Below are 21,525 nucleotides of genomic sequence, written 5' to 3'. Positions count from 1 at the left end.
GTCCCGGGAAACGGAGGCCGAATAGCTTTTCAATCGCGGCTGGCGATGAATCCGTTAGCCACCGAGGGCTTTGCGGATCAGCGATCGGACGGGTTGCTTGGGTTGGTAGCCCAGCAATTTGCGTCGTTTCCAGCGGCCGTTGTCTTGGGTAAAGACGATGATCTGAGGCAATAATTGATCGCCTGCGGTCAGTTGTTTGACCAGCTCGGGGTCTTCGTCCTTGTTGATGACCGCCAAGCTAACGGAATCCAGTTCGCCCATTTCGGCCATTTGCTTGATCGTCGTGTCTTTCAACACGTTACACGCCGGACACCAGGGTGCACCGACCACGACCATCAGCGGTTTCTGCTGCTCTACCGATGCCTGGTAGGCGTCGGCGTACTTCTGATGCATCTGCTGTTCACTGGTAATACTGGACAGCGCGACTGCCAAAAGTAACAAAACCATAGAGAGTTCCCTCTGTGAATAGATAAGAAGGAGACCGCACCCCGATGCATCGGCAAATCGCTGCCGCATCCATCGCGTGTAGTTTCCCCCGTGAGTCTCCTGACGTGGTTTCTGGTGCCAACGGCAAACTAGAAACTGCCAAAAACCCGTCAATATCCGCTGTGGCGGTCTCCATCGGTTCGCTTTTGCCACCGTCACAGATGGTGCGAAACCGCTTGGGCAAACCACAGTTTCTACCGATTCGGCCAATCAGGGGGTTTGTGCAAACCTTGCTGATTCTCCGGCACGGCAAACTTGGGCGGAGTATATGGGGCCGGGTCGGGGTCACAAGACCTTCGTCCAAGTTTTCGAAAAATCGCTATTGACGAAATGGGTACATTTTTGCTTCCCCCCCGGGCGATCCGCTGGGTGGGCGCGTCTAAATGCACCGCTTCAAACGATTTCCGGCGTGCCAATTCAGGTGCGACAAATTGAGTCACCCCCCGCCACGCAGGCGGTGGATCCGAGATTTTTTTCCTGCGCGGGCCACGGGAAAGCCCGATTTGGGGCACAATACCAACGTCCATCAGATGGATCCCCCGTTCTTCTTGTTCTTCATTCGTTGCCTCGGCCCTGTCGCCATGAAATTGCGGATTGGATTGATCGGCCAAGGCGATGCCTGGCAAACCCGACATCGGCCTGCCCTTCGCGTGCTGCACGACCGATTTGACGTTCGGGCTGTGTTCAGCACCGTCGCCAAGTTGGCTGAAAATACGGCGGCCGAATTCCAGGCGGACGTCGTCGATGGTTATCGCGCCCTGGTGAACCGCTGCGACATCGATGCGGTCATCGTGTTGCAGAAGAATTGGCTGGGATGGTTGCCAGTGTTGGCCGCCTGCGAGGCCGGCAAAGCGGTCTATTGGGCGGGCGATCTGGATTTTGACCCACTGCGAGACGCCGAGGTTCGCTCGGCGGTCGATGAATCGGGAGTGGCCTTCATGGTCGAGTTCCCGCGGCGATTTGCTCCGGCCACGCTGCGGCTCAAAGAACTGATCGCCACCCGGTTGGGCGCCCCCAAATTGATGTTCTGTCATCGTCGGTTGCAGGCCACGCCTGCGAACGCCATGACGAACGGTGTCGGCAACGGCGTTGCAGGGAAGCCCGATTCGAACGTGGATCCATCCCGCCGCGAACTGGTCGAATTGATCGATTGGTGCCGCTATGTCGTCGGGTGTGAACCGACGACCGTGTCTTCGGTGGCTCACCAAAGCGGTGGGCAAACGGACTATCGCTGCATGAGTTTGGCGTTTCCCGCTCATGGCGATGCGCCCGCGGTCACCGCCCAGGTCAGTTGCGGAAGTTACATCCATTCGACATGGCACGAAGCCGCCGGATTTCGGCCACCATCAGCGATGCAGATCTCTTGCCAGCGGGGCGTCGCCTTCCTGGATCTTCCCAGCACTCTGGTTTGGTTCGATGATGCCGGCCGCAACATGGAAACGTTGGATACCGAGTCGCCGGTGGGCGAGAAACTGTTGGCTCAGTTTCACCGCAGCGTCACCAGTCTGCTGCGGAACATGGGCGACCTGAACGATGCCTACCAGGCTGTTGCAATCTTCGAAGCCGCCAAACAAAGCGAAGCCGAAGGCCGCCGCATCGACCTCTGCTGAACCGCGGGGGTGCTTTGTCCGCCGTCAGCCTGATCCAGCGGCCCGCGGCACCAAGCCATCGCTGCTGACGCCGCTGCGCGTCGCTGGCGTTCTTCGCATGCGGAACTTGCCAGCGGTTTGTCGATCTCTGTGAGCCGCGACGCGTGCGCGGCCGGGATTCCTTTGTTCCCCATGCCCTTACGGCCAGCGGATTACGAAGGCGATTGCCTCTGTCGGGGCCACCCCATGGGCTCCGGTGCAGATGGCTGTTCGCGTCTGTGGTGGCGGGCTTCCCCCACTCGGGCGTAGACGTTCGTTAACCCTATCTCGGATCATCAGGGATTCCGTGGCACCCCAGTGGGGTGGCTGCGGTTCACGCAATCCTAACACTGCGAAGTGCATGCGATCGGTGTGTTAATGAATGAAGAAGTTTGCCCCGAACAGGTCGCGTTGCACTTTTTCAAAACAGGGTTGTTCGATCAACTTCGTGCCAACGAGCCAGAGACGATTGTCGGTCTCTGGTCCATGCTTCCAGCGATGAAATAAGTCATCCGGAGCATCCCAATCTAAACGTTGTGCATGGAGAAATTCTGATGATGATTCGCAAGGTGTCTCTGCCGCAGAGCATCGCCCCGATCGAAGGCCTGGCAGACGGATCGCTGTGCAAGCGAAGTCGTGCTGCGTCCAAGGCGTTCACGCTAGTGGAATTGCTGGTGGTCATCGCGATCATCGGTGTCTTAGTTGGACTGTTGCTTCCCGCCGTCCAGTCGGCTCGCGAATCGGCTCGGCGAATGCAGTGTTCCAACAACCTGAAACAGATTTGTCTGGCTTCGGCGAACTTTGAAAGCAGTTGGAAAAAGTTGCCCGAGGGTCCTGTCGACGGACACCAAAAAGCCGTCACCTCCGGTGGCACACCCAACACGTCGGGTTACCCCGAAAACAATGTTTGCTGCCGTGCAGCGAACCGCGATGGTTGGAGCGCCCAGTACAAGATTTTGCCTTACATGGAAGGCAACAATGTTTACGATCTGGCGACCGATGATCCGCCCACTTGGCCTAACGTTGCCAACAATGCCAACGAAGATGTCGTTGCCCAATCGCTGGTGCCGACTTTCTATTGCCCCACCCGACGAGCACCGAAGGGCTATGGCAGTTCGAAGTTCGGTCGAACGGACTACGCCGGTTGCGCTGGCTTCTACAGCGGTCGTCCCGATTCGACCGTGGACTTCATCCCCCAGGCTCCGCTAGGTGCGCCGGCCTTGGGCACACGGACTCGCGACAATGGTGGTCTGAACTACAAGAGCGGTGGTGCGATCATTTGGCCTGGGGAAGGTGACAAGCGAACCTTTGCCGACATTCGTGACGGAACCACGTTCTCGATCCTGTTCGCCGAGAAGGCGTTGCACCAATCGCAGCACGGCCGTGATGGTGGCGACAACGAACGTTGGAACAATGCTGGTTGGGACGAATGTGTCCTGCGTTGGCACTTCCCGCCAAAGCATGACAATCAAACGATCGCGCCCGCGGCACCGCAGCCCTATGACGCCTTCACGAACTGGAACCGTTATTTCGGTGCCTCGCACGCAGCCGGCTTGAACGCTGGATTCTGTGACGGCAGCGTTCGGTTCTTCGCATTCAGTGTCGACGCGACGCTGTGGAAAAACCTTTGCGTGGTTGACGACATGGAAGTTATCGACGGAGGATCGCTATGAATTTGATGGTATCGAAGAAGATGACGGCATGCGTCCTTTGGCTTGCCGCTGCGGTGACTGTGACGGCCATGGTGGGTTGCGGCGAAACGCCGCCGCCTTCGCCCATGGACGCTGATATCCGCCAACAGATCGAAGCCGAAGACCAGGCGGTCAGCCAGGAAGAATCGGCGCTCTAGTCTCCTCGAATCCCTGGCTTGTTGGCCTCGTGCCAACAGGCTGATTCGGGGCGATTCGCCGGTCGGATCCTCGCGACCCGATTCGGCTTCCCGTCCACTCCGCTTCCTTCGTGTAAAAACGTTCCGTCCCTTTGATGCAGATTCGATCCGTGCCAACTGATACGCGTTCTTTCAATAATCGCCGCCGCGAAGATCATGGCAGCGGATTTACCTTAGTGGAACTGTTGGTCGTGATCGCCATCATTGGGGTCTTGGTGGGGCTGCTACTGCCCGCTGTGCAGGCGGCCCGCGAGTCGGCTCGGCGAATGCAGTGCAGCAATCAGCTGAGGCAGATGGTATTGGCTGCGGCAAACTTCGAGAGTGCGTTCAAGAAGCTGCCCGAAGGACCGATGGATGGTGACCCGGAAGCGGTGACCACCTCGGGCACCCCCAACACGTCCGGCTTCCCAGCCGATGCCTGCTGTCGGGCGGCAACTCGCCGCGGTTGGAGTCCGCAGTACAAGATTTTGCCTTTCATGGAAGGCAGCAATGTTTACGAGCTTGGTCATGACGGCCCGCCGACGTGGCCCGCGGTGACGAACGCCAGCAACGAAGACGAGGTCGCGCAGTCGTTGGTCGTCGGTTTCTATTGCCCGACTCGCCGCAGCCCCACCGGCTATGGCAGCGGGAAGTTTGGCCGAACGGACTACGCCGGTTGTGCAGGCTTCTTTCACGGACGACCCGATACCGAAGTCGACTTCATCCCGGATGCTCCCCTGGGCGCACCGGCGCAGGGAACGCGATCGCGATCCAATTGCAGTCTGGTGTATCAAAGCAAGGGAGCGATCGTCTGGCCTGGCGAAGGTGATGCCCGCCGCTACAGCGATATCGAAGATGGCACAACGCATTCCATCCTGTTCGCCGAAAAGGCATTGAACCTAAGCCAACATGGTCGTGATGGTGGCGACAACGAACGTTGGAACAATCCCGGTTGGGATCCCTGTGTGGTGCGTTGGCACTTCCCACCCAAGTCTGATTTCAACACCTACGCGCCCGATCCGTCCAGCAACCGAACCAACTGGAACCGATACTTTGGCGGTCCACATACCGGTGGGCTGAATGTGGGTTTCTGCGACGGCAGCGTCCGATTCTTCAACTTTCAAGTCGACGCGGCGCTTTGGAAGAATCTGTGCGTCATTGATGACGGCCAAGTGATCAGCGGCGAAGCTCTTTAGGGCTGCGGTCGGGTTCGACCGATTCCAAATCAACCAACCAACACAAGCCGATCATCTTCGGTCAAAACTATGCAACGCATCTGTCATCTTTTCTGCATCAGCCTGGTCATGGTCACACTGGGATGCGACATCCAGGGCCCACCGCCTGCTGCGAACCGGCCGCTTGGTCCACCGCGTCCCGAGGGGGCTCCGGAAATTCCCGAGCGATTTGTTTGGCGTCCGTCATTCAACACGACCGTCGGATCGGCTTCGAAAAGCCAGGTCGTCGGCAGCGCCTTTGCGGTCGATGTGCAGGGTTCCAACGAACCGATCATCGTGACGGCCTTGCACCTGTTTGGGCCTGCGACCGGGCTGGAGACAGACATTCATCCGACGCAGTGGCGGGACGTGATCGAGCGGGTGGCGCTGACCGATGCATTCGGGTCGACCGATGGTATCTATCACATTGCATCGGCGTTCGAGATCGCCGATGAAAGTGAGGCCCAGCGTTGGATCGATCAGGACCTGATCGCGTTTCATCAGGGCAGCCGCCTAGGGCCCAAGGCATTGAAACTGGCCGATTTGCCCGAGGGTTCCAGTGTGCTGCCCAAGGACCAACGGATTTGGATGGTCACAGCGGTCTACGGCGGCGCGTCTCCGAGTCAGAAATGCCACGAGGCACGTGTGATCAGCCATGATCAGGATGGCAAGCTGGTCTATCGGTTTGCCGTCGATGATCTTTCGCTGCGTGCGACCGAAGGGGCACCCCTGGTGACCGACGCGGGCGAAGTGATCGGGATCCATTTAGGCGGCACCGCCAGCGACGAAGGTGTGGAGGGTTGGGGAAACGCCGGCACGCCATTTCAAGAAACGTTGCAATCGCTGTTCGAATAACAAGCCAGCCAACCAAACAGACGCGTCCACAAAACGCCCCGCCACGCAACTCGCCAAGAGTTTCGGCGCTGCATCCCCGTAGCGGAACTCGTCAAGAGTTTCGGCCCCGCATCCCGCAACGAATGTCGTCAAGACATTTGGTGGTTCCCCATGGCCGAAGGTCTTGGCGACATTCGCTGCATCCCCGTAGCGCAACTCGCCAAGAGTTTCGACGCTGCATCTCGGTAGCGCAACTCGCCAAGAGTTTCGGCGCTGCATCCCGCAACGAATGTCGTCAAGACATTTGGTGGTTCCCCATGGCCGAAAGTCTTGGCGACATTCGCTACTGCATCTCGGTAGCGCAACTCGCCAAGAGTTTCGGCGCTGCATCCCCGTAGCGCAACTCGCCAAGAGTTTCGGCCCCGCATCCCGCGACGAATGTTGTCAAGACATTTGGTGGTTCCCCATGGCCGAAGGTCTTGGCGACATTCGCTACTGCATCTCGGTAGCGGAACTCGTCAAGAGTTTCGGCGCTGCATCCCCGTAACGCAACTCGCCAAGAGTTTCGGCGCTGCATCCCCGTAACGCAACTCGCCAAGAGTTTCGGCCCCGCATCCCGCGACGAATGTCGTCAAGACATTTGGTGGTTCCCCATGGCCGAAGGTCTTGGCGACATTCGCTACGGCGCGTCTCAGCTGATCGTTGGGTTCTTCTCTTTCTCGGCGCCGGCGCGCCATCGCCAAATGGTGTTTGCCAACGTCCAAACGACCGCTGTGTCAGGGGCCCGGATCCCCCTGGTATTCAACGAGTTAAGTGCATTGTGCGAATCGTTCGTGAAGCCATTTTGTGATTGTGTGAATAGGCGATGAAGTCGGTTGCGAGGGTCCATTTCACTACTAGACTCCTCGCCAACGTTCCAGGTTTACCGGTTGCTTGGCGGGGGATTTTGTCAATCCGTTCCCTGTTTCGCAAACACCGACATCACGATTTGAACATTCATACGGGTCTTAAAACATGCGGCGTCGCAAACGCAATCGAGCTACCAGCCAACGTTCTCCTAAACTCTCGCCACGCAAGCGGTCCACCCCTCGCTTCGAAACGCTCGAGACGCGTCAGTTGATGGCGTTCGATATCGCCAACGACTTTTTCACGTTGGCATCGGACGCATCGTTGAACGTGCTGACCAACGACAGCACCGGCGAAGAAGTGCAAAGCGTTTCGGGCTTCAACCAAGAAGTCATTTACTCCGAAGTTGACGGTGCCTTTGCCGGCAACGCCATCGCCGACGATCCTGCGTCGCCAGGCACACCGCAGCGATCGCTGTTCCCAGGTGCGTTGACTCTGTTGCCAACTCAGAATAACCGTGGCGACATCGATTTCTACCTTGACACCGATGCCGACCCGTCCAACGATGCGGTGGACGGCACCCTGACGCGTTTGAATCGTTCGTCGGGCATCGTGCTCGGAACGCTTCGCGAGAACACACCGCTAGATGCATCGGGATCCAACGGCGCGGTGATCCAGTACGCATCGAACACCGCTGGCGACGGATGGATGGCAACCAACGCCGGTCCAGAGAACGGTGGCGAGCAGAACGCCGACTTTAGCGCCGCGTACTTTCCTTACGCAAACGGTTGGCGGGGAGCCACCTTCAATGGCGATCCTGCCCTTGCCACCGGCGATATCGCTTTGCAACTCAGTGGCGACACCGGCATCGTTGCGACCGGAAGTCCTGGGCAGTATGTGGTCACCGTCGATGGCGTGACGGATTCGTATCGCGAAGGATTCCTGTTCGCGATCGGTGGCGACAACTCGGATAACTACACGCGTGCGGTTCCCATCGGCGGGAATCAATGGTCGATCGTCCATCGCGATAATTCCAACGGTCTGGATCAGACCGACACACAAACCAGCGTTCAGCGATTCAACGTGCTGTACGTGCCACGGTCGGCACAGGGATTGATTGGCGGAACCGTCAAGGGTTCCGCAACGGTTGCCAATCCGATGCTGCAATCGTTCGGTGATTTCAACATCCAACGGCAATCCGAAGGGATGTGGAAGTTGACGGTTCCCGGACAAGACATCACGTCCGGCATGCTGATGATGGAAACCGCGGACACTTCGCACGGTATCCCTCGAAACACCTACTTCAGCTACGACGTGGATCCCGCCGATCCGCAAGCGATCTTGATTCGCCAATTCGATTACAACGGCCAGGAAGACTTGGCCAGCGAAGACTTTACGTTCTTCTTTGTTCCGTTTGCCGACAATGCATTGGCCGCATCCAGTTCGCTTGCCATCAGTTCGATGGGCAGCTCGGTCGGCAACTTAGGTGACAACGTATCGGCCTTGGGCGTTGCGATCAGTCTGAACGCGGACGGAACGGTCCACTACGACACCGGTCGTTCGATCCTAGAACTTGGCGAAGGCGAAACGTCGACCGACACGTTTGTGTACGAAGTGCAGGAGATGGTCGACGAAGCTTTCGTTTCGTACACCGCAACGGCGACAATCGTCCGTCAGGGGGTGAACGATGATCCGACGGTTGTTTCGCAACCTGCCGACATCGTGTTGGGGCGAAACGATGCCGCCGCCGTGATCGATGCGTCGCCATTCTTTGATGATGTGGATGCAACCGATTCGTTGACCTTTACCGTTCAGTTTTCGGATCCCGGCGTTGCCACCGCTAGTGTCACCGGTGGGCAGGTTTCATTGACGCCCGTTGTCGATGCGACGGGGAACACGATCGTAACGATCGTCGCAACGGATAACTTTGGCGGTGTCGCAACGGTTTCGCTAGAGCTTTCGGTGCTTGGCTTGCAAGCGGTCAACGACGAATTCTTTGTGTCCGACAGCACCGTCCTGAGCGTGCTGAACAACGATGTCACCGGCAGCGAACAACCGAACGTTTCCGCGATGAACGTGTTGTACAACCGCAACACGATCGACAAGTCCAGCAACTTCGCCGAAACCTTCATCCCGGACCAACCGGGGATGCCCGGCGTGCCACAGCGGACCGTTTTCACCGGCGCGATGACGGTTTCGCCAGCTCAGACAAACCATGGTGACACCGTCGTCTATCTGGATGGTGACGATGACCCCAGCAACGACAACGTGTCGGCGAACTTGACTCGGCTTCGCAATAGCCAAGGGGTCGTGCTGGGGACCACGATGGACAATTCACCATTGGATGCGGACGCGAAGAACTTTGGGTTGGTGAAGTACACCAATTTCAGCGGCAACGCTTCGATCACGACCGACGCGGGCCCGGAAAATGACGGGGAACGTGCGACCGATTTCAGCGCGGCGTACTTCCCCTACGAAGCTGGTTGGATTGGCGGATCGTTTAGCGGTACCGATGGCACCGCCATCACCGGTGGTTCGGGACTGACCGTGACCGGCAGCGGTGGCTATTACGAAGTCGAAGTGGCCGGGGTCACCGATTCACTCAATGAAGGGTTCCTGTTCGCCATCGATGCGGGCAACAGCGACAACTACGCGCGTGCTTTGCCCGTCGGTGGGAACCGGTGGTTGGTGCAGGACCGAGACAATGCCCAGGCGGTGGACGGTGCCCAGGCCAGCAATTTTAACCTGTTGTACGTCCCACGCAGTTCGCAGGGCTTGATCGGTGGCGTGGTCAACGGCAACAGCGCTGTGCCCAACCCGATGCGGCAATCGTTTGGCGATTTCAGCGTCACGCGTGAATCCGATGGGTTTTGGCGAGTCAGCGTGCCTGGGCAGAGTCCGACCAGCGGTGTGCTGATCATGGAAACGATGGACCTGACCGCCGGCGTGCCGCGAAATTCGTTCTTCAGCTACGAAGCGGCCACCGACAATCCGGATGATTTCCTGATCCGCCAGTTCGATTACACGCGTAGCCCGAACACCGGAAATCCGCAAAACGGTGACTTCGTCTTCTTCTTTATCCCGTTCGAAAACCAGATTCAATCGGGTACCGAGGTCACGGTCGGTTCGGTCGGCAGTTCGGAAGCCAACCTGGGTGACAACCTGTCCGTTGGTGGCGTTTCACTTTCGGTCAACGCCGACGGTACGATCAACTATGACGCCGCTGGATCGATTCGTGCGTTGTCCGAAGGCCAGACTTTTGTCGACACCTTTGTCTATCAAGCCCAATACTTGGGCGAATCGGTGACGGCAACCGCGACGGTCAATCATGTTGGGGCAAACGACGCACCCGAATTGATCTCGCCGATCGCCGAACTGCAGTTTGCCGAAGACACCAGCGCAGCGATCGATCTGTCGTCGTTCTTTAGCGATGTCGACAACGGTGACCTACTGACCTACTCGGTCGTCTTTTCGCAAGACGATGTCGCCACCGCATCGGTGGACGGGTCCGTGGTCACGTTCGCGGGACAACCGGACCGATTCGGGTTCGTTCGTGCTACCGTCACCGCGACCGACTTGTTGGGATCGACCGTTTCGACGGACCTGCCGATCTTGATCACTGCCACCAGCGATTCGCCAATCGCGCTGACCGAAACCACGCCTGTGCTGAAGGGGCAGGTCACCGCCATCGATGTGTTGGCCAACGATAGCCATCCAGACGCTGGCCGTTTCCAAGCGACCGCCGCAAACATCGGCGCCGACAGTGCATCGACCGAAGACGCCACCAGCGGTTGGGTCGTCGAACAGACCGCCGCCGGCGATAACGCGTTCACGCTCCACTCCCCTCAGAACACCGGCGATCTTGCGGTCGGTGTGGGGGGAGTGCCGGTGAACCGATACGACGGAGTCCTGTTGGGCACCATTCGCAACGATTCCGATCCGTTTGGTTCCGTGGATACCTACCAGGGTGGATGGTTTGCTGGCCAGGACAGCATCTATACGTTCGCGACCGAGATGGGCGTGGGTGGCAATGGCGAACGCAACGCGCCGCTAGCTGCCGCGATGATGCCGTTTGCCGAGAACTGGATTGGCGGGCATGTGCTGGCCGATGGCACGCTTTCGGTTGGCAACGGCGTGAACCAATCCAACATCAGCAAGGTGCCGGGCTACGCCGGGCTGTGGATCGTTTCGATCCCCGGTGTGACGAATTCCGAAACCGACGGCATGTTGTTCGCCATGGGTGGCGCCAATGATGACAACCTGGTCACTGCACTGCCGCTCGGTGGCGATCAATGGTTGGTTCGCCAAGTCGACAACGATAGCGCCGCCGATGGGTTGGAAGACGACCCGTTCAGCTTTGTCTACGTGCCAAAGAATTCACCCGCACTGATCGGTGGACGTTGGAATGCAACCTACTACCCTCAAGAAGGTGAAGAAGAAGGAGCCGATTCGCGTCCTGCCGGCCTGGACGCCGACCTGATCTCCGGTGCGGTCACCGGCATCGTTGGACCAGACTACGGATCGGTGTTGTTGGACATCGCCGGAGCCACTCCCGCAGACGGTGCGTTGATCGCCATCGCGACCGGCAGCCAGTCGGTGCTGTTGCCCAGCGGCGAAACTCAGCAGATTCCGGTTCGCAACGCAGCCTTCGTTTCCGACAACGGCGACGGCAGGTTCCGAGTCGACACGCGCTCCAGCGGCGACTTCGGTTCGATCGAATCATCGTTCGACTTCATGTTCATCCCGTTCAGCAATCCGTTGCAGACGGAGTTGAGCTCGAAAGCCGATTTCACCATCACGCAGGTCGACGGCAGCAGTGCCCTGGGAGCCGCTTTGTCGATCGATGTCGATGGAACGGTTCTCTATGATCCGACATCGGCAGGCGGATCGATCGCTGCCTTGGCCGCCGGTCAATCCGTGCTGGATACGTTCAGTTACACCATCACCGATACCGATGGTCGAACATCAACGGTCACCTCTAGCGTCGAAGTGTTCGGCAGCAACGTGCCCACCGAAGTCACCTTGTCGGCCAACGAAGTGGTCGAAAATACCGACACGTCCGCAGCCGACCTGTTGGTGGGGCAACTGGATACCGTCGCAGCAGTCCCCGGCGGTGAGTTCACCATCACGTTGGATCCAGCAGCCACCGAAACCGACAACGATCGATTCGTGATCGTCGGCAACGAACTGTTCATCGCTCAGGGCACGACGATCGACTTCGAGGCCCAGCCCAGCTATCTGGTCCGTGTCATTTCGACGGGCGGCGATGGCGAATCGGTCAGCCAAGACTTGACGATCAACGTGATCGACGTGGACGACCCTAGCGTTGCACCTCAAGTGGCCAGCGTCACCATCAACGAGGGAGTGCCCAATGCCGCCTCGCGATCTCAGTTGACGTCGGTGACCGTTCAGTTCGACAGTCTGGTCGACCATGCCGAATTGGCGACCGCGTTTGCGATCACCAACATCGATACCGGCGAAGTGGTCGATGCGTTGATCGTGGCCGCCGTTGATAGTGCCACGCAGACGACGGTCACGTTGACCTTCGGAACCGATGGCTTGTCGGTGGCAAACCGTGTGGGTGTCGGTGCTCTGGGCAACTCGCTTGTCGATGGCAACTACCAACTGGATGTGACCGCTTCGAAGATCATCGCCGTCGATGGTGGTGCCGCGTTATCGGCCGACTATCGCTTCGGTGGTCATGTCGCTGCGGATGAAGACAACGACGACTTCTTCCGTCTCTACGGCGATGCCAACGGCGATGGCATCGTCGAGTTTACCGACTTGGACGAACACTTCGCACCGTCCTTCTTTTCGGATGTTGCAAGCGCAGCTTTTGACCCGGGATTGGATGGCAACGGTGACGGCATCATCGAGTTCGTCGACTTAGACAGCTACTTCGCGCCGAACTTCTTTAAGGGGCGCGGCTAGTTCAGCACGAGTGACATCCCTGATTTTTCTAACCTAAACCTTGCCGCTCTGGCACCGCTGGATCAGTTGATTCTGATTCAAAGCCAGGGCGGCACCTTCCCCCCTTCGAGGATTCTTTGATGAGTGTACGATTCCTGGGCGCCATCGCGATGGCTGTCTTGTTTAGTTTTGCCAGTGCTCCGATCAGTCAGGCTGCATTGGTCTATGACGTGTTCTTCAAGATCGCCGGTAGCGAAGCTGCCGACATCATCATTCCGGCGGCACCTGGCCAGGTTTTTGCTGGTGCCGAGGTCTATCTGCGTGAAACCAAAGCGGAGGTTGACGCATCCGTGCTGGCCAGCGCCCCGGTCCTCTCGTTTGCGGTTCAGGTCCTCGCTGACGGCGAAGGCAGCGCAACGAATGCAACTCAAGTCGGCGCTGGAACGGCTTTGAGTTCCCCGAACACCCTGAGCGAGCTCAGTTTTGTCGGTGCACGTTCGGCGGTTTCCAATGGCAACGTTGCCGAGTTTCTGTTGGGCACTGTTGATTTGGTCGCGCCGGCGACGGTGGGCGGCAGTTCTCGATTCACGTTCGCCGACCCGCAGGCGAGCGTCAACAACTTCCGTCTCAGCAACGGTGGCGTCATCTCCGACGATTTGTTTACTAGTCGGTCGCTAACGCTTAGTGTCGCTGCCGTGCCGGAGCCTTCGACGGTTTTGGCTTTGGCCGCTGTCGGTGGAGTCGCTGCTTATCGACTTCGCCGCCGCAAGCTTGCCAAGGCCGCTGTCTAGGCGCCAGTTTGAATCGACCGCCTGCATCGCTGATGTTGGTCGGTGCGTGGATGCGGTCGGATGGTCTATGATCCAAGGAAGCCTCGATGTGAAAACGTCGGGGCTTTCTTTGGGTCTGGGGGCAAGTTCGTGCCGCCGGTCGGTGCGGAATGCCCGGCCGCTGACGCGATCACGGCTCACTGAATCTGGCCACGTAGCAACGTAGGCCGGACCAACCGAAGCGCCGCTCCGGCATGTTTGGCGGCGGTTGGGATGTGGGATTGCCGGATCTGCTAGGGCGAATCGATTCGCCGCCATGAACCGCGTACAAACCGCATTGGGTTTGGGTCGCACAATCGGTCCGCTGGGTCGTCTGATAGTTCGTGCAGTTTGAATATGCTGGCATGCCCGGTAACGCTGATGCCGTTGGCGACGACTGCTCCGATGATGATCAGGTTCCAGTCGCCGTCGGTGGCTTCCAATGTCGCGGTGGATGACGAGTAGATCACGCCACGGAATTCCGATGAGTACAGGTCATCTTTTTCGATGTCACTCGTGCCGCGGAAGGGCGTGCTTGTTGGGTTGAAGTTGACGTTCAGGTCGGCTTCGCCAAAAGAGCGGTCGATGCCCGTGATGGTGACGGGCGAGTCCGTCACTAGGATGGCATCGGCGGTGGTCGGGTAGGACCAGTGAACCCCGTTGCGAATCACGATCTCGCTTGCATTTCGAATTGCCAATGTCCCGCTGATCCGGCAGTCCTGGATCACTAGTTTTTGGTTTTGCATGTCGATGTTGTAGACGCCTTCGGCGTTGGCCGCGCCGAACGGGTTGGACGTCGGCGACAGGACACACTTTTGGATGGTGTGATTCGAACTGATGACGGGAATGGAACCTCGCAGCACCACCGTTCCAGCCAGTTCGTACTGTCCGACCAAGTCGGCGGGCGGCGAACCGATATTTCCCGCGACCTGTGTTCCTTGCAGCGTCGATGATACGGATCCGTTGCATTCCAATTGGGGCGTCATCAGGTACCCGCCCAGTGTTGCCGTGCAGTCGCCCGCGACCTGGGTCGGTCCTTCGGTGCTGAGCGTGGACCAATACTGGAATCCAAGATTGTCGAACGATGTGACGTCGTAGTTCAGCCAGCGATAAGGAACGCGGTCCCACTGCAGCGTCGCCGATACGGCGTACTCGGCTCGGCCAACCTTCGTGTGAACGGTCAGTTCGACATCGTCACGCGGATCGTCTGCCAAGTCTCCATCCAGGTCGGTGTATCGGTATCGAACCTGGCCCGGCGGTCCTGATAGGACGACGGCGCCGGACGACCATGTTCGCCAAGTGGAAAAGTCGCCACTGATGTTTGCCGTTCGCCATAGAGTGCTGACGCGCATCGTGGAAGCCAGACGGTGCATTTCGCTTTCCGCCAAACGGATCGCTCGGCCTCGGTCTTCGATGTCGGATTGGCCGCTAAGCGTTGCGGTGGATACCGTCAAGGCAGCGGCAAGCAGACTGGACACCACCAACGATGTCAGCAGGACTGCGACGTACAGATACCCTTGCCGCGGGCGGCTGCGATTCCCTGTTGGCCGAGGCCCAGCTGTGAAGTGTGCGTAGCCCAGCATTATGGCACCTGATCGGGTTGATTGCGTAGCGGTGCAGCGGTGCGTAGCGTTCGGCCGTCAGATAAGTAAAGAGTGATTCTTCGGAATTGTTCGTACGAATCGGCGGCGTCGACGGATGTCGGCGAATCCGAAACGACGGCGGTTTCGATCGATGTGTCGCCTGATGGGGCCGTGCATGTCACCGTGATTAGCCGCAGTCGGCTGTCTGGATCGACGATCGCTTCGACGCCTGCGGTCGTTGTCTGGGCCGGTTGCACTGTGAACGCAACCTGCCAACCGCTGTACCCGTCAATCAATTCCCCACCGCGATGGACGGGCGGTGAAGAGGTGTAGGCGTGATAGTCATCAACGTCGTCAAATGCCAGTCGATCCGATTGGCCTGCGTTGGCAGCGGCTTCGTCGACCTCGATGCCAAACAGTGGGGCGTCCGAATCGCGAAACGCCATGGCGGTTGCTTCGTCCAGCATCTGGCTCGCTAGATGCGATGCCATCACAGCCGACTTTGACAATGACCGATGGCGATACAGGTTCGCGGATGACACCAGCGATACCAAGATCACCATGGAAACCAGAACGAGCGAGATCAGGACCTCGATCAGAGTGATCCCAACGCGGTTGGCTGCGGGAGAGCTACGCCATGATTGATTCGCGGTGCCGTTGCATTGGTGGTTCATCACAGCGGCCCCTGCAACACGATGCCGGCCTGGACCAGATAGCCCGAGAAGAAAATGGAGTGATGCATCTGCGGCGGCGTTAGCGAGGCTGAACTTCCGCGTCGCAGGGTGATGCCTATCGAATTGGATGGGAATAGTGTGCCGGGCGCGCTGATCTGTTCAATGTCGACGAAGGATGACATGCCAATTGTTCCGTTGACCCATGGCGATCCTTCCCCCGCAATGATTTGGATGTTCAAATCGTTGGCGTTCATCGACGCCGGCTCTAGCGCTAGCGGGTTCAGGCCCGAAGACTTGCTGGTGTTTTTGTATATGCTGATCGATCCAATCGGGCTGTTGGCTCGGACATTGGAAAAGGCTGCCATAGAGACAGCGAACCTGGAATTGGGGGTCACCTTAACATCAATCTCGTCCTTGAAATTACTGCTGGCCCATCGGTAGGCAACGAACAGTAGCAGCCCGTTGTTGTCAGTGTGGACTAGTGTGCTCCACTCATTTTTCTTCGATAGTTCGACTGTGTAAGGCGAACGGCCCGAGAAGCACAGCAAGATTAGGTCGCCGTCGATCACCCCGGCCGGCGTGGGGACCGAAAGTTTGTCCGTGCTGCCAGAGGTTGCGCCTGCGCTGCCAGATCGGAATTGGGGATACACCACAGGTGGCGGAGTCCAGCTTGCGCCCGAAACGCCATCGATCTGAAACTGGTGGCTAACACCTACCGTGTCTAGTGTAATCTCCGGGGCCGATCCGACCGTCCGGGTCAGTCCTGTCCAGTCGGCCTTGTAGTCTAGTGTGGCGGTTGCGCCGGCTGGTTCGGTTCGCGTCAGGCGGAATCCGCTGCCCGACGGCAGCGGTCCAATCGCAGTGCTGTAGCGAAGGTCTTCGGACACGCGGTCAGAGATTTGGCGATCGATCGCAAATTGTGCCGCCTGTTCATCCGGCTGCAGCAGACCCGATACCACCATGACCGATCCGGTCAGCGACACCATCACCATGGCGGACGCTGCGACCGCAAGGATCAATTCGATCAATGTGAATGCGTTTCGTTTCATGTTCCGTCTTCTCATTCCAAAGGCATCGCAGCACTGGCCACTGACACGGCGCCGGTTCCCTTGGCGATCGTGACGACGTAACGAAAGCCGCCGCATCGAAGGTCGATCGATCCGCTGGTCATCGCCGCCGATCCGGCTCGAGGCACCCCTTCGGTGTCAAAGCTCAGCGAAGATTCGCCATCAAAGTCCGCGATCATCTGAGTGGACGAGTCAGACAGTTGGCGAAGTTCGACGTCGACCAGGGTTCCCTTGCGCTGGGTGGAAAATACGGTGACGCTCTCGTACTGGGCTGTCGAATTGTCGAAGTCGATCGACGTTGGACGCCCGGTAACGATCGCAGAGCGGCGAATATGCTCCACATCGGCAGCCACGTGGTACGCCGCCGACTGCAGGTTCGCCACGCATGTGGAGGCTGCAAATTGAGGAGTTGCTACGGCTGCGATCAGTCCAACGATCAAAACCGTAATCGTCAATTCGATCATCGTGATGCCGCTGCGGCGAGTTTGCACGAGTGAACCCCTATCGTGGCCAAACAACAATCAGTACCCGCCGAACTTCGGCAAGGACCAACGGCCGAATATCCCTACGGCCGTTTGCTGCTGAAACTTAGGTCACATCCGAGCACCGGGGAGCCGATCTTTCCGCCAATCATCGCCGGATCACCCGCACACCCCGCATAACCCACCCTCCATCGCCGAATCCACCCGACCTCCCGCCCATTTTTTAAAACCAGAACTCAGACGTATCCTCAAACCGAGATTCGGTACTGGCCGGGTGGTAGAATCGCTGGCCTTTGGCCGCATCCTCTCCAACCCCATTGGCAGCAGCGAATCATGATCCATTATCCGCGTGTCAGTTTGTTGATCCTGTCGTGGTTGCTGGTTCAGTCCAGCGCGACGGCGGCCGAGCCGCTGCAGCGTATCCGTGTCAGCCCGGATGGTTCGGGGTTCGTGCGCGGTGACAATGATCAGCCGATCGTCATCTGGGGTGTGAACTACGACCATGATTCCGACGGCAGGTTGTTGGACGAATACTGGACGGATGATTGGCAGACGGTGGTCGACGATTTTGCAGAGATCCGATCGCTGGGAGCCAACTGTGTGCGAGTCCATCTTCAATTCGGACTGTTCATGGATCAACCGGACCTGCCCAACGTCCGGTCGCTGGACCGGTTGGAAAGGCTGGTTCGATTGGCCGAGCAGGCCGGGCTGTATCTCGATATCACTGGGCTAGCCTGCTATCACAAACAGCACGTCCCAGCCTGGTACGACAAGCTGGACGAACAGCGCCGATGGGATGCACAGGCGGTGTTCTGGGAAGCGGTAGCCCAGCGATGCCAGGGAAGCCCTGCGGTATTCTGCTATGACCTGATGAACGAACCGGTGCTGCCCGGCAAGGTGCCGACGGATGATTGGTTGTTGGGGGAACTTGGCGGCAAGTTCTTTGTCCAGCGGATCGCGACGCACCTCCATGGCCGCACGCGTCAACAGATCGCTGGGGCTTGGATCAAGCAGATGACCGATGCGATTCGCAAACACGACAAGGAACACTTGTTGACGGTCGGCGTGATCCCGTGGGTGCATGTCTTCGGTGCGGGCGAACCGTTGTTCCATTCCGCCGCGGTCGCCGAACCACTGGACTTTGTCGCCGTTCACTTCTATCCCAAGGCCGGCGAAGTGGACAAGGCGATCGAGGCGCTGAAGGCCTACGATGTCGGCAAGCCGTTGATCATCGAGGAGATGTTTCCGATGAAGTGCAGCGTCGACGAGTTGGCGCAGTTCGTCGACCAATCGTCGGACTTCGCGGACGGCTGGATCAGTTTCTATTGGGGGAAAACCGCGGACCAATTGCGATCGGACGAACCGGCGTCGATTGCCAGCGCCATCACCGCATCCTGGTTGGACCGATTCAAGCAGTTAGCCCCGCAGCCATAGTCGCAAGCGTGGGCCGTCGCTCGGCCCCACTCGTACGCACCCGCACCCCACTCGCCCGCACCCCCACGCACCCGCACCCGATCGTTTAACCGCGTGGGCAACGCCCCGTGCGTCCACCCCACCAAACGCGCGGCCCGCTGGGCACGCGGTTAAACGATGCGAACCCGCACCCCCACGCACCCGCACCCCGTCGTTTAACCGCGTGGGCAACGCCCCGTGCGTCCACCCACCAAACGCGCGGCCCGCTGGGCACGCGGTTAAACGATGTGAACCCGCACCCTATCCCCACTCGCCCGCACCCCTATCGTTTCACCGCGTGGGCAACGCGCCGTGCGTCCACCCCACCAAACGCGCGGCCCGCTGGGCACGCGGTTAAACGATGCGAACCCGCACCCTATCCGCACTCGCCCGCACCCCGTCGTTTAACCGCGTGGGCAACGCCCCGTGCGTCCACCCACCAAACGCGCGGCCCGCTGGGCACGCGGTTAAACGAGGGAACCCGTGCCCATCCCCACTCGCCCGCACCCCGATCGTTTAACCGCGTGGGCAACGCCCCGTGCGTCCACCCACCAAACGCGCGGCCCGCTGGGCACGCGGTTAAACGATGCGATCCCGCACCCATCCCGCACCCCATCCCCACTCGCCCGCACCCCGATCGTTTCACCGCGTGGGCAACGCCCCGTGCGTCCACCCACCAAGCGCGCAGCCCTGCTGAGCACGCGTTGTGAAACGATGCGCGTGCACGGGAGCCTGTCGCGCGTGGCTGAGCGTCTCGCGATATCGGCGGTCTGCTGGTGGTTGTGGACTACCAGCCCAGGACGTGAGCGAAGATCAGCGGGGCGCAGATCGATGCGTCCGATTGGATCATGAACTTGGGGCCTTCGGCTTCCAGTTTGCACCAGGTGATCTTTTCGTTGGGCACCGCGCCGCTGTATCCACCAAAGCTAGTGACGGCGTCACTGATCTGGCAGAAATAGCTCCACAGCGGAATGTCTTTTTTCAGGTCCTGAATCAGCATCGGTACGACACAGATCGGGAAGTCACCGGCGATGCCACCACCGATTTGGAAGAAACCGATCGGCGATTCCTTCGATTCCTCTTCGTACCACTGTGCCAGTCGCTGCATCTGATAGGTGCCTGTCGCGATCGCAGTGTGATTGGGCACTGTGCCATCAATCACGCGGGCGGCGTAGATGTTGCCCAGGGTGGAGTCTTCGAACCCGGGTGTGAAGACAGGGATGTCCATGTCCTTGGCGGCGGCCAACCAGCTGTGTTCGCGGGGGACTTGGTAGTGCTGGACCAGGTCCTTGTCGTCCAATAGGTCGAACATGAAATCGACCGGCATCCGGCCTTTGTTCGACTTGGCCGCTTCTTGCCACATCGGTGTCAATCGTCCTTCGATATGCCGCATCACGGTTTCAGGGATGCAGGTGTCGGTGACGCGATTGAATCCTTTGTCACGCAGGGCGACTTCGTCCTCGGTCGATAGAGCACGCCAGTTTTCGACGATCTGGTACTCGTCGTGCGCGACCAAGTTGAACATGTCTTCTTCGAGGTTGGCCGCGGTGCACGTGATCGCGTGGATCTTGCCAGCCCGAATCATGGGGGCAAGCGACAGCCCCAGTTCGCCCGTGCTCATCGCACCGGCCAGCGTCACCATCATCCGCCCATTGTTTTCGGCCGAAACAAACTCGCCATAGGCTTTGGCAGCGGCGACCAGTTCGCGGGCGTTGAAATGGCGAAAGTGATTTTCAAGAAGTTCGGTAACGTTCATGCGTCGTGCCGCCAAAGTGTCGGTGTGAATGAAAAAGGGGTTGGAGTGAGACGGAGGAGTCGCGGCTATAGCTTCCGATCGGATGGTCCGGTCGGCAACCCGTCAGGAAAAGAGGAGGCGGGGGGGAGGAGATTGCAAATTGCAAAATGAACATTTCAAAATGCAAATTTGGGAGGTGGGAGAGTGGGAGAGTGGGAGAGTGGGAGAGTGGGAGAGTGGGAGAGTGGGAGAGTGGGAGAGTGGGAGAGTGGGAGAGTGGGATGCACCTCCCCCGGATTCGGCGGCGGGCAGCCGTCTTCTTGCCCCCTCTCCCCCCCGGACTGGATTCGAGTGGAACTCGAATCCAGTCCGGGGGGGAGAGGGCTGGGGTGAGGGGGGCCGTCCGTCTCCGCTCCAGGCCCCCACCCCAACGCCAACAACAAACAAAAAAACCGAAAAAAACAAAACCTACACATCTCCCCAAAATCCCAAAAGTTAATTTCCTAGCGGTCGGCAGGCCGCCGCACATCGCTGCTACTGGCGGCAACCGGACCGCAAGAAAAGAAAAAACTTCCTCGAGTTTTGTTTCTTCTGAAACGGCTTGAGGAAAAATCGAGAAAAAGTTTTGGGCGTGTATGGCTGCTTTTTGCGTGGAAAACGCCGCATAGCACAATTCGGGCCAAAAAGTCGGGTTTGGCCTTTTCGACACTTAGTCAGTGTGATAGTTTTCGGGAGTGATCATCGGCCCAATGTTGCGTTCTCGCCCGTTTCCCCATCCTCCAGCGACCCAGACGTTTTTCGAAACGGCTGCGGTTCGTCGGCTTGCTCGTGCACTGAGCGCATTCTCGCCCTCGCCTCGGGCGATCGGCGTCTTTTCGTTCTCTGCAGCTTGTGGTTCGTTTTCGAACGTCACCGCGCATTCTGGCCCGCGTCCTTCA

General features: G+C 58.8%; 14 protein-coding genes. 8 read left to right on the top strand and 6 right to left on the bottom strand.

The features are described from left to right. Positions 1-54 precede the first annotated feature (54 nt). Positions 55-447 carry a thioredoxin family protein gene (locus tag K227x_RS23975; protein ID WP_145173879.1) on the bottom strand — a complete coding sequence of 131 codons (393 nt, stop codon included), beginning with the start codon at positions 445-447 and terminating at the stop codon, positions 55-57. A 620-nt stretch (positions 448-1,067) separates the two neighbouring features. On the opposite strand from K227x_RS23975, the gene K227x_RS23970 reads away from it, so the two are divergent. The 7 genes from K227x_RS23970 (at position 1,068) to K227x_RS23940 (ending at position 13,576) form a co-directional block, all read left to right on the top strand. Next, the gene (locus K227x_RS23970; RefSeq protein WP_145173876.1) at positions 1,068-2,096 is read left to right on the top strand and encodes a Gfo/Idh/MocA family protein; all 1,029 of its coding nucleotides are present in this window, start codon (positions 1,068-1,070) and stop codon (positions 2,094-2,096) included. A 572-nt stretch (positions 2,097-2,668) separates the two neighbouring features. After that, a complete protein-coding gene (locus tag K227x_RS23965; RefSeq protein ID WP_246146168.1) occupies positions 2,669-3,787 on the top strand; it encodes a DUF1559 domain-containing protein in 1,119 nt (372 codons plus the stop codon). Then, complete coding sequence (locus K227x_RS23960; RefSeq protein ID WP_145173873.1) at positions 3,784-3,963, top strand: hypothetical protein; 180 nt, start codon at positions 3,784-3,786, stop codon at positions 3,961-3,963. The genes K227x_RS23965 and K227x_RS23960 overlap by 4 nt, the downstream gene beginning before the upstream one ends. A gap of 149 nt (positions 3,964-4,112) precedes the next feature. Further along, complete coding sequence (locus K227x_RS23955) at positions 4,113-5,177, top strand: DUF1559 domain-containing protein (RefSeq protein WP_246146159.1); 1,065 nt, start codon at positions 4,113-4,115, stop codon at positions 5,175-5,177. Positions 5,178-5,246: 69 nt separating this feature from the next. Beyond that, the gene (locus tag K227x_RS23950) at positions 5,247-6,050 is read left to right on the top strand and encodes a hypothetical protein (protein WP_145173866.1); all 804 of its coding nucleotides are present in this window, start codon (positions 5,247-5,249) and stop codon (positions 6,048-6,050) included. Positions 6,051-7,043: 993 nt separating this feature from the next. Continuing rightward, positions 7,044-12,806, top strand: coding sequence for a beta strand repeat-containing protein (locus K227x_RS23945; RefSeq protein ID WP_145173863.1), 5,763 nt, complete (start codon positions 7,044-7,046; stop codon positions 12,804-12,806). A 119-nt stretch (positions 12,807-12,925) separates the two neighbouring features. Continuing rightward, positions 12,926-13,576 carry a PEP-CTERM sorting domain-containing protein gene (locus tag K227x_RS23940; RefSeq protein WP_145173860.1) on the top strand — a complete coding sequence of 217 codons (651 nt, stop codon included), beginning with the start codon at positions 12,926-12,928 and terminating at the stop codon, positions 13,574-13,576. Between the two features lie 272 nt (positions 13,577-13,848). Here the strand turns inward: K227x_RS23940 and K227x_RS23935 are convergent, their stop codons facing one another. From K227x_RS23935 to K227x_RS23920, 4 genes are read right to left on the bottom strand one after another with little or no spacing between them, the layout of a single operon-like run. Further along, positions 13,849-15,177, bottom strand: coding sequence for a hypothetical protein (locus K227x_RS23935; protein ID WP_145173857.1), 1,329 nt, complete (start codon positions 15,175-15,177; stop codon positions 13,849-13,851). Next, positions 15,177-15,851, bottom strand: coding sequence for a type IV pilus modification PilV family protein (locus tag K227x_RS23930; protein ID WP_145173854.1), 675 nt, complete (start codon positions 15,849-15,851; stop codon positions 15,177-15,179). Before K227x_RS23930 ends, K227x_RS23935 begins: the two co-directional genes overlap by 1 nt. Further along, positions 15,851-16,900 carry a PulJ/GspJ family protein gene (locus K227x_RS23925; protein ID WP_145173852.1) on the bottom strand — a complete coding sequence of 350 codons (1,050 nt, stop codon included), beginning with the start codon at positions 16,898-16,900 and terminating at the stop codon, positions 15,851-15,853. Before K227x_RS23925 ends, K227x_RS23930 begins: the two co-directional genes overlap by 1 nt. Before the next feature lie 11 nt (positions 16,901-16,911). Beyond that, on the bottom strand, positions 16,912-17,409 hold the full coding sequence (locus K227x_RS23920; RefSeq protein WP_145173849.1) for a pilus assembly FimT family protein: 498 nt from the start codon (positions 17,407-17,409) through the stop codon (positions 16,912-16,914). A 324-nt stretch (positions 17,410-17,733) separates the two neighbouring features. Between K227x_RS23920 and K227x_RS23915 the strand changes: the two genes are divergently transcribed. Next, positions 17,734-18,834, top strand: a complete 1,101-nt coding sequence (locus K227x_RS23915; RefSeq protein ID WP_145173846.1) for a cellulase family glycosylhydrolase — start codon at positions 17,734-17,736, stop codon at positions 18,832-18,834. A gap of 805 nt (positions 18,835-19,639) precedes the next feature. Here K227x_RS23915 and K227x_RS23910 read toward each other — a convergent pair. Further along, complete coding sequence (locus K227x_RS23910) at positions 19,640-20,608, bottom strand: deoxyhypusine synthase family protein (protein WP_145173843.1); 969 nt, start codon at positions 20,606-20,608, stop codon at positions 19,640-19,642. Positions 20,609-21,525: the final 917 nt, after the last annotated feature.

Source organism: Rubripirellula lacrimiformis (genome assembly GCF_007741535.1).
Classification (GTDB): Bacteria; Planctomycetota; Planctomycetia; order Pirellulales; family Pirellulaceae; genus Rubripirellula; species Rubripirellula lacrimiformis.
Note: the sequence above shows the minus strand (reverse complement) of the source record. Positions and strands in the feature narration are given on the sequence as shown.

Excerpts from the sequence above, each read along its gene's own strand:
- K227x_RS23975 (WP_145173879.1), bottom strand. The coding sequence starts at position 447 with ATGGTTTTGTTACTTTTGGCAGTCGCGCTGTCCAGTATTACCAGTGAA.
- K227x_RS23970 (WP_145173876.1), top strand. The coding sequence starts at position 1,068 with ATGAAATTGCGGATTGGATTGATCGGCCAAGGCGATGCCTGGCAAACC.
- K227x_RS23965 (WP_246146168.1), top strand. The coding sequence starts at position 2,669 with ATGATGATTCGCAAGGTGTCTCTGCCGCAGAGCATCGCCCCGATCGAA.
- K227x_RS23960 (WP_145173873.1), top strand. The coding sequence starts at position 3,784 with ATGAATTTGATGGTATCGAAGAAGATGACGGCATGCGTCCTTTGGCTT.
- K227x_RS23950 (WP_145173866.1), top strand. The coding sequence starts at position 5,247 with ATGCAACGCATCTGTCATCTTTTCTGCATCAGCCTGGTCATGGTCACA.
- K227x_RS23945 (WP_145173863.1), top strand. The coding sequence starts at position 7,044 with ATGCGGCGTCGCAAACGCAATCGAGCTACCAGCCAACGTTCTCCTAAA.
- K227x_RS23940 (WP_145173860.1), top strand. The coding sequence starts at position 12,926 with ATGAGTGTACGATTCCTGGGCGCCATCGCGATGGCTGTCTTGTTTAGT.
- K227x_RS23935 (WP_145173857.1), bottom strand. The coding sequence starts at position 15,177 with ATGCTGGGCTACGCACACTTCACAGCTGGGCCTCGGCCAACAGGGAAT.
- K227x_RS23930 (WP_145173854.1), bottom strand. The coding sequence starts at position 15,851 with ATGAACCACCAATGCAACGGCACCGCGAATCAATCATGGCGTAGCTCT.
- K227x_RS23925 (WP_145173852.1), bottom strand. The coding sequence starts at position 16,900 with ATGAAACGAAACGCATTCACATTGATCGAATTGATCCTTGCGGTCGCA.
- K227x_RS23915 (WP_145173846.1), top strand. The coding sequence starts at position 17,734 with ATGATCCATTATCCGCGTGTCAGTTTGTTGATCCTGTCGTGGTTGCTG.
- K227x_RS23910 (WP_145173843.1), bottom strand. The coding sequence starts at position 20,608 with ATGAACGTTACCGAACTTCTTGAAAATCACTTTCGCCATTTCAACGCC.